12 protein-coding genes are annotated in these 14,375 nt (G+C 54.1%); 8 read left to right on the forward strand and 4 right to left on the reverse strand.

Annotation, left to right across the window (positions count from 1 at the left end; genetic code table 11):
• Positions 1–233: 233 nt before the first annotated feature.
• Complete coding sequence (locus CRO19_RS11665) at positions 234–1,220, reverse strand: Gfo/Idh/MocA family protein (RefSeq protein WP_097095943.1); 987 nt, start codon at positions 1,218–1,220, stop codon at positions 234–236.
• 138 nt (positions 1,221–1,358) lie between these two features.
• On the opposite strand from CRO19_RS11665, the gene CRO19_RS11670 reads away from it, so the two are divergent.
• Positions 1,359–3,047 carry a chloride channel protein gene (locus CRO19_RS11670; RefSeq protein WP_097095944.1) on the forward strand — a complete coding sequence of 563 codons (1,689 nt, stop codon included), beginning with the start codon at positions 1,359–1,361 and terminating at the stop codon, positions 3,045–3,047.
• Here CRO19_RS11670 and CRO19_RS11675 read toward each other — a convergent pair.
• Positions 3,044–3,544, reverse strand: a complete 501-nt coding sequence (locus CRO19_RS11675) for a M48 metallopeptidase family protein (RefSeq protein ID WP_097095945.1) — start codon at positions 3,542–3,544, stop codon at positions 3,044–3,046. The two genes, CRO19_RS11670 and CRO19_RS11675, sit on opposite strands and share 4 nt — an antisense overlap.
• Positions 3,545–3,625: 81 nt before the next feature.
• On the opposite strand from CRO19_RS11675, the gene rlmG reads away from it, so the two are divergent.
• Positions 3,626–4,744, forward strand: a complete 1,119-nt coding sequence (gene rlmG, locus CRO19_RS11680; protein ID WP_097095946.1) for a 23S rRNA (guanine(1835)-N(2))-methyltransferase RlmG — start codon at positions 3,626–3,628, stop codon at positions 4,742–4,744.
• Here the strand turns inward: rlmG and CRO19_RS11685 are convergent, their stop codons facing one another.
• On the reverse strand, positions 4,745–6,748 hold the full coding sequence (locus CRO19_RS11685; protein WP_097095947.1) for an NADPH-dependent 2,4-dienoyl-CoA reductase: 2,004 nt from the start codon (positions 6,746–6,748) through the stop codon (positions 4,745–4,747).
• A gap of 661 nt (positions 6,749–7,409) precedes the next feature.
• Here CRO19_RS11685 and CRO19_RS11690 point away from each other — a divergent pair.
• From CRO19_RS11690 to CRO19_RS11705, 4 genes are all read left to right on the forward strand, one after another.
• Positions 7,410–8,111, forward strand: a complete 702-nt coding sequence (locus CRO19_RS11690) for a response regulator (RefSeq protein WP_097095948.1) — start codon at positions 7,410–7,412, stop codon at positions 8,109–8,111.
• Between the two features lie 171 nt (positions 8,112–8,282).
• Positions 8,283–9,314, forward strand: a complete 1,032-nt coding sequence (idnD, locus tag CRO19_RS11695) for an L-idonate 5-dehydrogenase (RefSeq protein WP_097095949.1) — start codon at positions 8,283–8,285, stop codon at positions 9,312–9,314.
• A 9-nt stretch (positions 9,315–9,323) separates the two neighbouring features.
• Entirely contained in the window at positions 9,324–10,088 is a 765-nt protein-coding gene (idnO, locus tag CRO19_RS11700) for a gluconate 5-dehydrogenase (RefSeq protein WP_097095950.1), read from the forward strand.
• 80 nt (positions 10,089–10,168) lie between these two features.
• Positions 10,169–11,488, forward strand: a complete 1,320-nt coding sequence (locus CRO19_RS11705; protein ID WP_064738443.1) for a gluconate:H+ symporter — start codon at positions 10,169–10,171, stop codon at positions 11,486–11,488.
• 29 nt (positions 11,489–11,517) lie between these two features.
• Here the strand turns inward: CRO19_RS11705 and CRO19_RS11710 are convergent, their stop codons facing one another.
• Positions 11,518–12,237 carry a purine nucleoside phosphorylase YfiH/LACC1 family protein gene (locus tag CRO19_RS11710; protein ID WP_097095951.1) on the reverse strand — a complete coding sequence of 240 codons (720 nt, stop codon included), beginning with the start codon at positions 12,235–12,237 and terminating at the stop codon, positions 11,518–11,520.
• A 109-nt stretch (positions 12,238–12,346) separates the two neighbouring features.
• Here CRO19_RS11710 and CRO19_RS11715 point away from each other — a divergent pair, with 109 nt between their 5' ends.
• Positions 12,347–13,156 (forward strand): 5'-nucleotidase, lipoprotein e(P4) family, encoded by an 810-nt coding sequence (locus CRO19_RS11715; protein ID WP_097095952.1) that lies wholly within the window; start codon positions 12,347–12,349, stop codon positions 13,154–13,156.
• 580 nt (positions 13,157–13,736) lie between these two features.
• Entirely contained in the window at positions 13,737–14,375 is a 639-nt protein-coding gene (locus tag CRO19_RS11720) for a carbonic anhydrase (RefSeq protein WP_097095953.1), read from the forward strand.

The raw sequence follows: 14,375 nt of genomic DNA on the forward strand, positions 1-14,375 counted from the left end.
AAAAACGGCTGAAGTCAGAAGACGTCAGCCGCTTTGATCGTGCTGCAAGCAAACCTCGCCTTCCGGCAAGGTCTCACTTACAACTCAGAATAGATTCCGGGTTGCCTGACGACCGGATGCGTTACGCATCGTAATGACGATCAATCAGCTTACAAGTTACTCCCCTTTGCAGCGGCAAACATACGGAGTATGGCGTGCGGTTTCAAGAGGCAACGTGAAATATTCTGCAATATTTACACACCAGCCTGGTCTGCCGGAAACACGACGCCCGTCTGGCGGCGAATTTCGGTGAGCAGCTGGGCGGTGATGCGCGAGGTTTCTAACGCCGGATGGTCTACTTCACCGGCCTCCACCAGGCTGGCAAAGGTCTCTGCTTCGTACAGCATGGTGTTGATGTGCTGGGGCTGCGTCAGATTTTGGCTTTCACCACCGCGCGGGATAAAGCGCAGCTGCTGGCATTCGGAGATCTTTTCCACGACAAGCGCGCCCGCTTCGCCCTGAATCTCACTCGGGATCACTGAATCACTCACTTTGGAGTGCAGCAGGGTGACATCAAAATCACCATAGCCCAGCACCACCACGCCATGCGCATCAACGCCGCTTTCCAGCAGCGAAGCCTGCGCTTTAACCTGCTGCGGCGCGCCCCATAACGTAACCGCTGCGGCGAGGCAGTAATACCCAATGTCCATGATGGAACCGTTCGACCAGCGCGGATTGAAGGTGTTAGGGTTCTCACCATCAAGATAGCGCTGATAACGCGACGAATACTGGCAATAGTTAAACAGCGCTTTGCGCAGTTTACCCAGCTGCGGCAAGGTGCTTTGCAGTTGCAGAAAGGTGGGCAAGCTGGCGGTTTTAAAGGCCTCGAACAGCACCACCTGATGCTGGCGTGCGCAGGCAATCATCGCCTCGGCTTCACGCAGATTGGACGCCATCGGCTTCTCGCAAATCACATGCTTGCCGTGCGACATGAACAGTATTGCCTGCTCGCTGTGCAACGCATTGGGGCTGGCGATATACACCGCATCGATTTCACGGCTGCTAGCGAGCGCTTCAAGGGAAGTGAAGGTGAGCTTGCAGGGATAATCCTCTGCAAAAGCCTCGGCCTGCTGCTGGTTACGCGAATAGACGCCGCTCAGCTTCATCTTGCCGGTTTCATGTGCGGCATCGATAAACTGACAGGTAATCCAATTGGTTCCCACAATAGCGAAACGAATCACGAGCTGTTCTCCTGCTAAAGTAAAGCGGCAGAGTAGCATGTTCAGCGAATCGGCAGGCAGGCGAAATTTGATCCTGAGATCCGCATTCCAATATGATGATGTCGCACAATTTTTTAACCGACTAAGCGGGGACGCGCGGTGAGTGGAAGTAAACATGCTCTGAACTGGACCACATTGCTGATCGCCATTCCCGTGGGATTCGTCGCGTCGCTGGTCACGCTGGCATTTCGCGGTGTGATTGAGTTGATCAACCACCTGCTGTTCAACAGTGATAATGAAATCACCGTGGCGATGCACGTTTGGCCGTGGATCTTCTGGCCACTGCTGGTGGGATCAGGCGGCGTGCTGGCCGGCTGGTTTCTGCGCTATGCGGTGGCGATAGAGCAGCAGGAAACGGTAAAAACCGATTATCTGGAAGTGATCAATGCGCGCCTCGATGCGGTGCCGACCAAAACCTCACTGTTTCGTGCGCTTTCCTCAATTGCCAGTATCGGCAGCGGGGCGTCGATTGGTAAAGAGGGGCCGATGGTGCAGCTGTCGGCGCTAAGCGGCAGTTTAATCGGACGCTGGTTGCCCGCATCGCTCAATTTACGCAATAGCGATATCGTGGCGATGGCCGCCGCCGCAGGCCTCTCTTCGGTGTATCACGCGCCACTCGCATCGGCGATTTTTGTTGCCGAAATCGCCTTCGGCATCTCGGCGCTGCAACGGCTGATCCCGTTGATTGTCTCCTCGGCGGTCGCGGTAATGACCATGTGGTCACTGGGATTCCGCAGCGCGCTTTATCCCTTATCTGAAGCGCTGTTCCAGATGGATATCAGCAGCTTGCTGATGACGCTGCTGATTGGTCTGGTTGCCGGATTTGCCGGTTGGATACTGATCAAACTGATTGCGCGCAGCAAGGTGTTGTTTAGTCGCGTGCGATCGCTGCCGCTGCGTTTAGGCGCGGGTGGGTTAGCCGTGGGTTTTCTGGCGCTTATTTCCACCGATATTCTCGGTAACGGTTATGAAGTGATCGTTAACATCATTGATGGTCACTATGTCTTAATGGGGTTGTTAGGATTGCTGGTGCTGAAAACGCTGGCAACGACGCTTTCGGTCGGCTCAAGCGCGGTCGGCGGGCTGTTTACCCCTTCATTATTGATAGGTGCACTGCTTGGCGTGGCGCTAGCCCAGATTGGCGCGATGCTGCATTTACCGGTAGGCGATACCCTGCTGTATGCGGCCATCGGCATGGCGGCCGTGCTGGCGGCGGTGAGCCAGGCACCGTTGATGGCGATGCTGATGGTGCTGGAGATGACGCTCAACAGTAGTCTCTTGTTCCCGGTGATGATTGCCTCGGTGCTGGCATCAATGGTGGTGTATCGCCTGCAGTCTTCCAGCACTTATCCGGTGGTGAGCACGCATTTCAGCCGCGCCGAAGCCAAATATGATTTCGATAATATGCGGGTTGATCAGCTGATCATTCCCGGCGCGGCGCTGCAGCCGGAAGAGTCGGTAGGGCAGGCGCTGGCGGTGAGTTCACTCAAACGTGAGCGTTATGTCTACGTCATAAATAGTGAAGGGCAATTTCTCGGCGTGGTGTCGATTCATGACATCTCGCGCAAGGTGCTGGCACAGGAGATCACCCTGCATTCACCGGTAAGTCAGGTGATGGACAACAACTTTCCCTGTATTTATCAGAATCAAAGCATGCGTGAAGGATGGGAGGCTTTTGCCCGCGTCACGCTTGAGCGCTTGCCGGTGCTGAATAATCCGCAGGAGCGCCGTTTTATGGGCGCACTGACGAAAACCAGCCTGATTCAAAAAGCGCAGGAGTTTCTTTAAGCCGCGTTGCCGCGCATCGCCTGGTCGGTCATCCATAAGCGGGCATCGAACTCCAGCTGGTGGTAATCCGGCTCCATGTGGCAGCAGAGTTGATAAAAGGCTTTGTCGTGCTCTTTCTCTTTAAGATGCGCCAGCTCGTGCACCACGATCATGCGCAAAAAGGCTTCCGGTGCGAGACGGAAAAAGGTCGAGATGCGGATCTCGGCTTTGGCTTTTAGATTACCGCCCTGCACGCGTGAAATCGCGGTGTGTAGCCCAAGTGCGTGCTTCATCACCTTGATTTTATTATCCCAAATCACTTTGCTTACCGGCGGCGCGCTGCGCATATAGCGGTTTTTAAGCGCTTGCGTGTAGTCATAAAGCGCGCGGTCGCTGACGATATTATGGGTATCGGGATAGCGCTGCTGGAGAAAGGTGCCTAATCGCTGATGATCGATCAGCGTCTGCACCTGTTCGAGGATGTTTTCAGGGTAACCCTGCAGATAGATTAATGACATTGGGATTCCCGACGAAAGACAGTATACTGCGCCCCCTTTTTAGGGCGAAAATCGCGCAAAGTGTACCACGCCGGAGATTCCATGAGCCAACTTGAACTGACCAATCGCACGCTGACGCTGCACCGCTTCCCGCCTATGCGCGAGGAAAGCCCGCTACAGGCGTGGGATTCCGCCGATGAATACCTGTTGCAGCAAGAACTGCCAGAGGGACCGGTGCTGGTGTTCAACGACAGCTTTGGTGCGCTGACCTGCGGTCTGGGCGCGCGTCCGGTATGGCACGTGAGCGATTCGCTGCTGAGCGAACAGGCGGCAAAGCAGAACCTGCGTCTCAACGACATGGATGAAGATCAGGTGCACTTTATCGACAGCCTGGCACCATTACCCGCTGCGCCAGCGGTGGTGATGATCAAAATCCCGAAAGCGCTGGCGCTGCTTGAGCATCAACTGCGCGCCCTGCGCGAAGTGGTGACGCCGGAGACGCTGATTTTAGCGGCAGCGAAAGCCAAAGATATTCATAACTCCACGCTGCAACTGTTTGAGCGCATCCTTGGTGAAAGTAAAACCTCGCTGGCGTGGAAAAAGGCGCGTCTGATTTATAGCCATTACAGCGCACCTGCGTTAGCGGAACAGGCGGCGACCACCGTTTGGCCGCTCGACGACTCGCCATATCAGATCCATAACCACGCCAACGTCTTCTCTCGCGCCTCGCTGGATGTGGGCGCGCGCTTCTTTATGCAGCATCTGCCTCATGATATTGAAGGTGAGATTCTTGATTTGGGCTGCGGTAATGGCGTGATTGGCTTACTGGCGCTGGAACAAAATCCTAACGCCGATGTGCTGTTTTATGACGAATCTTACATGGCAGTGGCATCGAGCAAGCTGAATGTGGAAGTCAACCGCCCGCAGGATATGGCGCGCTGCCAGTTCCGCGTTAACAACGTGTTGAGCGGTTTCCCGTCGGATCGCCTGCATGCGGTACTGTGTAATCCGCCGTTCCACCAGCAGCACGCGGTGACCGATCATCTGGCATGGCAAATGCTGCGTGATGCCAAGCGCTGCCTGCAGTACGGTGGCGAATTGCGCATTGTCGGCAACCGCCACCTCGGTTATCACGTCAAAATGAAAAAGCTGTTTGGCAACTGTGAACTGGTGGCGTCCAATGCCAAGTTTGTGGTGTTGCGTTCGGTCAAACTGCGCTGATCATACGCTCAGCGCCAGTTCTGTTGCCTGAGCAATGGCGCGGCGAGCATCCAGCTCCTGCGCCACATCCGCCCCACCAATCACCCGCACCGCTTTACCTCGCGCGCTAAGCTCGTCCGCTAGCTGACGCAGCGGCTCCTGACCGGCACAAATCACCACATTATCTACCGCCAACGTCATATCTTCGCCCTGATGACGCAAATGCAGCCCAGCATCGTCAATCTTCAGATACTCAACGTCACCCCACAACTGCACGCCGTGCGCCTGCAAACTGGCGCGGTGGATCCAGCCGGTGGTTTTTGCCAGACCTGCGCCCGGTTTGCCTGATTTACGTTGCAGCAGCCAGATTTGCCGGTCGGCAGGCAGCGGCTGCGGTGCAATCAAACCGCCGCGTGCCTGCAAGCTGCGATCGATGCCCCAGCTTTGATAAAAATCCTCGTGGTCGGATTGATGCAGCAGATACTCCGCGGTATCAAAACCAATGCCGCCAGCACCGATAATCGCTACGCGTTTTCCCACCGGTTTTTTATCGCGTATCACGTCGAGGTAGCTCAGCACGCTGGGATGGTCGATGCCGGGGATTGCCAGCTGGCGCGGTACGATGCCGGTGGCGATGATCACGTCGTCCGCCGTGATTAACTCATCGGCGCTCACCCGATGTTCAGTTTTTATCGTCACCCCTGCTGCGGCGAGCTGGTGACGGAAATAGCGCAGCGTTTCGCTAAATTCGGCTTTGCCGGGGATCTGCCGGGCGATAGTAAACTGTCCGCCAATCTGCGCATCCGCTTCGTAGAGCGTGACCTGATGACCGCGCTGTGCCGCCTGAAGGGCAAATGCCATACCTGCGGGTCCAGCGCCCACTACCGCCAGTTTTTTCGGCTGTTCGGTCGGGATCACCGGCATCTGCGTTTCGTGGCAGGCGCGCGGATTCACCAGGCACGAGGTGACTTTGCCGAGAAAAATCTGGTCGAGACACGCCTGATTGCAGGCAATACAGGTGTTAATTGCATCGGGCTGGCCGCGCATTGTTTTAGTGACGAAAGCGGCATCGGCAAGAAAGGGGCGCGCCATCGAGACCATGTCGGCAATGCCATCGCGCAACAGCTGCTCCGCAACTTCGGGATGGTTAATGCGATTGGTGGCGATAACCGGTACCGATACGCGATCGCGTAGATGTTGGGTGACCCAGGCAAAACCGGCGCGCGGCACACAGGTTGCAATGGTCGGAATACGCGCTTCATGCCAGCCAATACCGCTGTTAAACAGCGTAACGCCGCGCTGCGCCAGAGCTTCTGCCAGCGTTAGCGTCTCTTCCAGTGAGCTACCGTTGTTGACCAGATCGAGCATCGAAAGACGGAAAATAATGATGAAATCGCCACCCACGGCGTCACGCACCGCCTGAGTGATCTCCAGTGCAAAGCGTTGGCGTCGTGCCACGTCGCCGCCCCAATCATCGTCACGCTGATTGGTATGCGCGACCAGGAACTGGTTAATCAGATAACCTTCCGAGCCCATGATCTCGACGCCATCATAGCCGGCCTGCTGCGCCAGTTTGGCGCAGCGCGCAAAGTCCTGAATGGTTTGTCGGATATCGGCATCGCTGAGCGCTTGCGGGGTAAAGGGATTGATGGGGGCCTGCAATGCCGAAGGTGCAACCAGATCCCGCTGATAGCTGTAGCGTCCGGCATGCAGGATCTGCAGCGCAATTTTCCCTCCCTCCGCGTGCACGGCATCGGTAATGATGCGATGCCACTCGCACTGGCTTTCCTGATTGAGTATCGCGCCGCCCTGCGCCACCACGCCTTGTGGGTTAGGCGCGATGCCGCCGGTAACGATGAGCGCCACGCCTTCACGTGCGCGCTCAGCGTAGAAGGCAGCCAGACGCTCTGCGCCATCAGCATGTTCTTCTAGTCCGGTATGCATAGAACCCATCAGGAAACGGTTTTTGAGTTGGGTAAAGCCCAGATCGAGCGGGGCGAAGAGATGGGCATAATGCTCAGACATGATCACATACTCTGAAAGTGGTCGGATGAGTGAACTCTAGCGGGATTTTGCGGGGAAGAAAGTGTGCGGCGTTCAGCCTGTGAGAAACATCAAAAAAAGCAGGGCGGCAAGTCGCAGACGAAAGTGTGGATTTCTCTCGCCAGGCACGGGAAGAAACTTGCTCGCCCTGTAATAGCATGAAGTTGGGGGCTAATTAATTAGCTCTATGGTTATTAATTTCGTAAAACTCAACCTTTTTAAACACAGTCCCGGGTGAGGACGAAGCACATCATGCCATGTACAAACCTGATTAATCCCCAAGAACGGTCTTGATTTTTCTTTCCCTGCGCATCATTACCAGACGGAATGCGCAATATCATAACGCGCTAATACTTTACGTGTTTTTTTACTTGCCATTAATTAATGCACAGGAAGCTAAAGTGATGAGTCAGAAACCCGTAAGGTGATTACTTAACTTATTAAATTGGTTACCTTCATCATGCCTTTTTGAGACGATTCTTGTGTGGTCTTCTGGATGAGTTACGTCAGACTTTTCGCATTTTTACGTGAGCAGGTAATAAAAAGCTATGACGGTTTTGATTTATAAATCTCACCCGCTCATCTGAAATAAGGAGGTAGTCAGAATTGGACAAAGTTAATGCAGTAATAAAGGAACGAATAAATGGTATATGCACATAATAAACAGGTGCGTGTCGCTGTCCTTGATGACCACCCGATGGTCCGTACTGTTTTCGAGTTATGTTTAAAACATGAGCCCGACATTCAACTAGTGGGCGCCTGGGCTTCGAGTAATGAGCTCTTTAATCAGTTAAAAAGTACCGTTGTTGATGTGTTGGTACTGGATTTTCTCTTGGGCGAGCGGGAACTGGATGGTCTGGCGTTAGTTAAGCAACTGCGTAATCACTATCCTCAGCAAAAGATTTTGATCTCCTCTTCAATGGAAAGTCCAGCCATTATCAAAATGGTGTTGAGCGCAGGCGTAAAAGGTTTTATCGGCAAGAGCCACAATATGCCGGAGATTGTTCATGCGATTCGTCAGGTCGCGCTGGGACGATTGTTTTTATCTAAGGAAGTGGCTTACGAAGTCGAAAATCTTTATGTAATGAGTGAAGACGCGCTGGATACTAGCCTCGAAACGTGTAGCAAAGGCAATATCTATGAACGGGTTAAGACCCTCAGCCCACGCGAAATGGAAGTGGTGCGCTGTTTTCTTGATGGCCTCAGCGTGTCGCAAATCGCGGTAAAATTTAAACGCAGTCGTAAAACCGTCAGCGGGCAAAAACAATCTGCGCTGAAAAAACTCGGTTTGCGCTCAGATTCAGAGCTATTCAAGTACAGCCAGGATCTGTTGTCAGGTTACTGATTTTCTCGCCGGGCGGCACTCCATGACCGCCTTTTCCCACTTTCGCTGCGTGTACATCACGTTCTCGGTAACAGCTCTGCCGTAACATGTTTTAGAGTGATCTTTATCACAGTTCTAACCCGCAGAACCCGGTCTGATGACCCCCATTGTTACAGCACTTAGGGGGATGTTATGGATATTGAAACGCAATCCTGCGTGATCACCGGAAAAAAACAAGTCAGCGTGGCACAGCAGCAGGTGAAATGGGACGGAAAGGGCACGCTGGTACGCATTACGCGCGGCGGCATTTGCGGCTCCGATCTGCATTACTATCAGGAAGGTAAAGTCGGCAGTTTTGCCATCAAAATGCCGATGGTGCTTGGCCATGAAGTCATTGGCTATGTCGTTGAGAGTGATGATCCGGCATTGCAGCCCAGGCAAAAAGTGGCCGTTAATCCCTCCAGACCCTGCGGCGAATGTAAATATTGCCAGCGCGACCAGAGCAATCAGTGCACCTCAATGCGCTTTTTCGGCAGCGCCATGTATGTTCCACACGTTGACGGCGGTTTTACCCAGTACAAAGTGGTGGATAGCGCGCAATGCGTACCTTTCCCGCAAACGGCGGATGAAACGGTGATGGTGTTTGCCGAGCCGCTGGCGGTATGCATTCATGCGACGCAGCAGGCCGGCGACCTTAGCGGTAAAAACGTGTTTATCTCTGGCGTAGGACCGATTGGCTGCCTGATTGCGGCAGCTGCGAAAGCGCGCGGTGCAGCCTCAATCGTCTGCAGTGATATCAGCGAGCGTTCACTTCAAATGGCGCAACAAATGGGCGCGACGCAGGTCATTCATGCCGCCGAAGGTGATTTTGCACCTTATCTCGCCGATAAAGGTTATTTCGACGTGGCGTTTGAAGCCTCTGGTCATCCTGCCTCGCTGCAGCGTTGCCTGGATGTGGTGTGCGCCAAAGGCACGCTGGTGCAGGTTGGCATGGGCGGCACCATCCCCGATTTCCCGATCATGGCGTTGATTGCCAAAGAGATTAATTTGGTTGGCTCTTTCCGCTTTACCCATGAATTCAACACCGCCGTTGAGTGGCTGGCTAACGGCGTGGTCGATCCATTGCCGCTGTTCAGCGCGGAGTATGCCTTGCAGGACATTGATGCTGCATTGCAGTTTGCCGGCGATAAAACCCGCGCCGCTAAAGTCCAGTTAACCTTTTAAGGAGTTGTGATGAGTCAGTTATTTTCCCTGGAAGGTAAGCGTGTGCTGCTCACCGGTTCGGCGCGTGGCATTGGATTTTTACTGGCGCAAGGCCTGGCGGAAGCCGGTGCCGAAGTGATCATCAATGCCACAACCCGTGAAGGTGCTGAGAAGGGCGCGGCACAGCTGCGTGAGCGCGGACTGCGTGCGCATGCCAAAGCGTTCGACGTGACGCAATCAGCGCAGGTTAAGCAGGCGGTTGAGGAGATTGAAGCCGAGTGGGGTGCAATTGATGTACTGGTAAACAATGCGGGCATCCAGCGCCGTCGCCCCTTCCTCGAATTCCCGGAGCAGGACTGGAATGACGTCATCGCCGTAAATCAGACAGCGGTCTTTCTGGTTTCGCAAACCGTGGCAAAAAAAATGGTGGCGCGTCAGCAGGGTAAAATCATCAACATTGGTTCGATGCAGAGCGAATTAGGACGCGACACCATCACGCCTTATGCGGCCTCAAAAGGGGCGGTCACCATGCTGACGCGTGGAATGTGCGTGGAGTTAGCGCGTCACAACATTCAGGTAAACGCCATCGCGCCGGGTTATTTCGTTACCGAGATGACGCAGGCGCTGGCGGACGATCCCGCCTTTACCGGCTGGCTAACCAAGCGTACGCCTGCTGCGCGCTGGGGCAAGCCAGAAGAGCTGATTGGCGCGGCGGTGTTCCTGGCTTCGGGGGCATCAAACTTCGTTAATGGACATCTGCTGTTCGTTGATGGTGGCATGCGCGTCGCCGTGTGATGCCGGGGGCGCGGCTGGCATTATCGTCAGCTCGCGCCTAAACCTTAATCACCCCTCTGTATTCCTAAGGATAATAAAAAATGCCAATCACTATCATTGTGCTGGGTGTGATACTGCTGCTGGTGTTGATGATTGTATTTAAGGTCAACGGCTTCATTGCGTTGGTGTTTGTGTCGGCGGTGGTGGGTATTGCCGAAGGCATGACGCCACTCAATGTGATGGCCTCCATTCAAAAAGGTATCGGTTCGACGCTGGGCGGATTAGCGATGATTCTCGGCTTTGGTGCCATGCTCGGCCGGCTGGTTTCCGATACCGGTGCGGCACAGCGCGTTGCCACCACGCTCATCGCTGCCTTCGGTAAAGAGCGGCTGCAATGGGCGCTGGTGGTCACCGGACTGATTGTCGGTTTAGCCATGTTCTATGAAGTCGGCTTCGTGCTGCTGCTGCCGCTGGTGTTCACCATTGTGGCGGCGGCGGGCTTACCGCTGTTGTACGTCGGCGTGCCGATGGTTGCAGCGTTGTCGGTGACTCACTGCTTCCTGCCACCGCATCCGGGTCCAACGGCGATAGCCACCATCTTTGGCGCCAATCTCGGTACCACCCTGCTGTACGGCATGATCATCACCATTCCGACGGTGATCATTGCCGGGCCGGTGTTCTCCAAATTCCTCAAGAGCTTTGAGAAGTCGCCGCCAGAAGGTCTGTATAACCCGAAAATCTTCACCGAAGAGGAGATGCCGGGCTTCGGTATCAGCATCTTTGCCGCCGTTATTCCGGTGGTGCTGATGGCGATTGCCGCTGTTTTTGAATTGACCACGCCAAAAGAAAACGCGTTGCGCCAGTTCTTCGAGTTCATCGGCAACCCGGCGGTGGCGCTGTTTATTGCGGTGGTGATTGCGGTGCTGACCCTCGGTTTGCGTAATGGCCGGAAGATGGAAGAAGTGATGGATATGTGCGGCGAGTCGATTGCTGCCATCGCCATGATCATCTTTATCATCGCCGGCGGTGGCGCATTCAAACAGGTGTTGGTGGACAGCGGCGTGGGTAACTATATTGCCGATATGATGAAGGGATCATCACTGTCGCCGCTGTTGATGTGCTGGACGGTGGCCGCCATGCTGCGCGTGGCGCTGGGCTCGGCCACGGTGGCTGCTATCACCACCGCTGGTATCGTCACGCCGATTATCGCTGCGACACATGCCGATCCCGCACTGATGGTGCTGGCTGTGGGCTCCGGCAGTGTTATCGCATCGCACGTTAACGATCCCGGCTTCTGGCTGTTTAAGGGCTACTTCAACCTGAGCGTGGTGGAAACCCTGAAGACCTGGACGGTAATGGAAACGCTGATCTCGATTCTCGGTTTGGCGGGCGTGCTGGCCCTTAATGCAGTGATTCACTGACCGACCGGCTTCACAAGGACGTGAAGCCGCTAGCCGCGGGTACGGATCCACGAGAAGCGCGACTGATAGCCGCTGGCAAAATGGGTGTTATAGCGATAGCTGGATCCCGGCTCCGCCATACAGTAAGTACAAACCTTCACGACCTCAATATGTTCCGCCTGAATACCGCGCTGTAACAGTAAACTCCGAGCCAGATGTGGCAGATCAAACCAAATCCCTTGCTGCTGCGCACGCGCCTGTGGGCGAATTGCCTGCGCGTTGTGTGGCTGCTGCGTAGACCACTGTAGCGGTGGCAGATCGCTACGATCCCGCATCTGTGTGACAAGATCGTTGCCCAGTTCATAACAGCAGGGACCAATGGCTGGGCCGATAGCGACACGCAGTGTTTCGCGGCTGGCACCCCGTTCCAGCAAACGATCCACGGCGTTATTTAATACGCCACCTAGCGTACCTTTCAGCCCTGCATGCACCGCTGCAACCTGCTGCTGTTGCGGATCGGCAAACAATACCGGTAAACAATCGGCGGTATATACCGCGACCGGCAGATGATGTTCGCCAATCACTCCATCAGATTCACAACTTTTCGGCGGCTGGTTTTGACTCGCCAGCACCACGTTGGCGCTGTGACGCTGCTGACCGTACGCCGCATTGGCCGGAGCCGGTTGGCCCGCCGGCTGGAACGCATATTCCAGCCACGTAAGGCCCTCTAACAGCGCTGAACGTGGACCGCGGTGCAGGTGCTGAACCATAAGTGTCTCCTATAACCTGAATGCCGTATTCTGCTGCCCACAGCTTACGTTAACTGCTACATTTTTAAAGCTTTACAAAAACTGACCATAATCACTTAAGGATGAAATGATGAAAAACACCACCTGGCTGGCCGCGTCTGGCTTCATCGTGCTGGCCCTGGCGGGCTGTGCCCAGCCGTCAAAACAGCAGGCCCAACAGCAGCTCGGCCAGCAATCCGTGCTGGCGGTGAACTGGTTCCAGCAATCCGGCGAATATCAGGCATTGAGCTGGCAAGCATTTAACACCGCGCGCATGGCGTTTGATCAGGCGCCCTCCCTGGCAGGAAAACCGAAAGCGGTGATCGTCGATCTGGATGAAACGATGATCGATAACAGCGCTTATAGCGCGTGGCAGGCGAAAAATGGGCAGCCCTTCTCCGCTAAAACCTGGTCAGCGTGGACCCAGGCGCGCCAGGCTACGGCGGTGCCGGGCGCGGTGGAATTTGCCAATTACGTGAACAGCCATGGCGGCACCATGTTTTATATCTCTAATCGCGATCGGAAGGATTATGCCGCGACCGTTGAGAACCTCACCAGGTTGGGCTTTTCCGGCGTGAACGACAAAACCGTGCGCTTAAGCAGCGGTAATTCTAATAAGCAAGAGCGCTTCGACGCGGTGAAAAATGCGGGTTACAACGTGGTGTTGTATGTGGGTGACAACCTGAACGACTTCGGTGGTGCCACCTGGCATCAGGGGAATGCCCAGCGTCAGCAATTCGTCAGCCTTAACCATCAGCATTTTGGTACGCAATTTATCGTGCTGCCGAATCCACTGTATGGCGATTGGGAAAGCGGTATGGCAGAGAATTACAACAAACTCTCCCCGGAACAGCAGTTACAGGTGCGCGATGCGCGTATGAAAGCCTGGAACGGTAAATAATTCGTCAAGCGAAATAGCGCCTGCTAATGCAGGCGCGTTAACGTCTTTTTTAGATCCACCTTTATTTACTTTTCTGCGAAACTATTATTCTCCTCATTATATTCCTGATCTCTTGCTTAATTATTCGTATGAACTGAGTGAAAAATAGCGCTGAATTAATATAAAAGCAGTGAATCGTTCTAATCATAAATTTTATAATTAGGAATCTTCCCAGCCCGAATGGTTTAAATTTCCCACCTCGGCTAAAGGCTTGCCGCAATTGCGTGTATATTTTTGTAATGGTATTAAGAATATATTAATAAGTTAGGTGCTTAATGCTTTGTTGTGCCGCGTTTTTACTTCACGCTCTCTTTTTCCTGATGCTTGCGTAAATTTACTCTCTACATACGTTTGCTGAATTTTATTTTACAAATAGTCTGGATTTGTCATCCATGAAAATATTCATGATGCAACGCCATGCTTAAGCGTCTATAAACAATTTCTGTGAGGAAGTTCTGCTTTCGTCCTCAATTATTCTCCATAGCCGCGTTTAATAGCGACGCTATTTGCCTGAAAGCGATATTTTAAACGTAGAGAGAAGATTATTGTGACGACACTGAAACCCTTATTAGCGAAAAATCGCAGTTGGGCTTTGCAGCGCCGCGAGCGCAATCCCGATTACTTCGAAAAATACCTGCATCAGCAAAAACCACACTCGTTGTGGATTGGCTGTTCAGATAGTCGCGTGCCGGCGGAAGTGCTCACCGGTTCGCACCCGGGCGAACTGTTTGTGCACCGTAATATCGCCAATATGGTGGTACCGGATGACGATAATCTGATGAGTGTTATGCAGTACGCCATTTTCTATCTGGGCGTGCAGCGCATCGTGCTATGTGGCCATTACGGCTGTGGCGGCGTGCAGGCTGCCCTGGGCTTACCTGCCAGCCCGCTGGCCACAGAGAACTCGGCATTGGCGCGGCGTATCGCTGCACTGCGCAGGAGTTTACAGCAAGGGCTGGTGGAGTATCACGCCAGCGATGCCGGAGAAGAGGGTACCAGGCTCAACAGGTTGGTGGAAGCCAATGTGCTGGCACAATATGCGCAGCTCGTGGCCAGCGAGCCGGTTCGGCAGGCGTGGCAAGCCGGACAAGCGTTGGACGTTTTTGGCTGCGTCTACGATTTGCAATCCGGCCATTTGAAAGAGTTAATCCAGCAATCTGCAGAGGAATTTACGCCATGA

It is taken from the genome of Candidatus Pantoea floridensis (assembly GCF_900215435.1).
GTDB classification, from domain to species: Bacteria; Pseudomonadota; Gammaproteobacteria; order Enterobacterales; family Enterobacteriaceae; genus Pantoea; species Pantoea floridensis.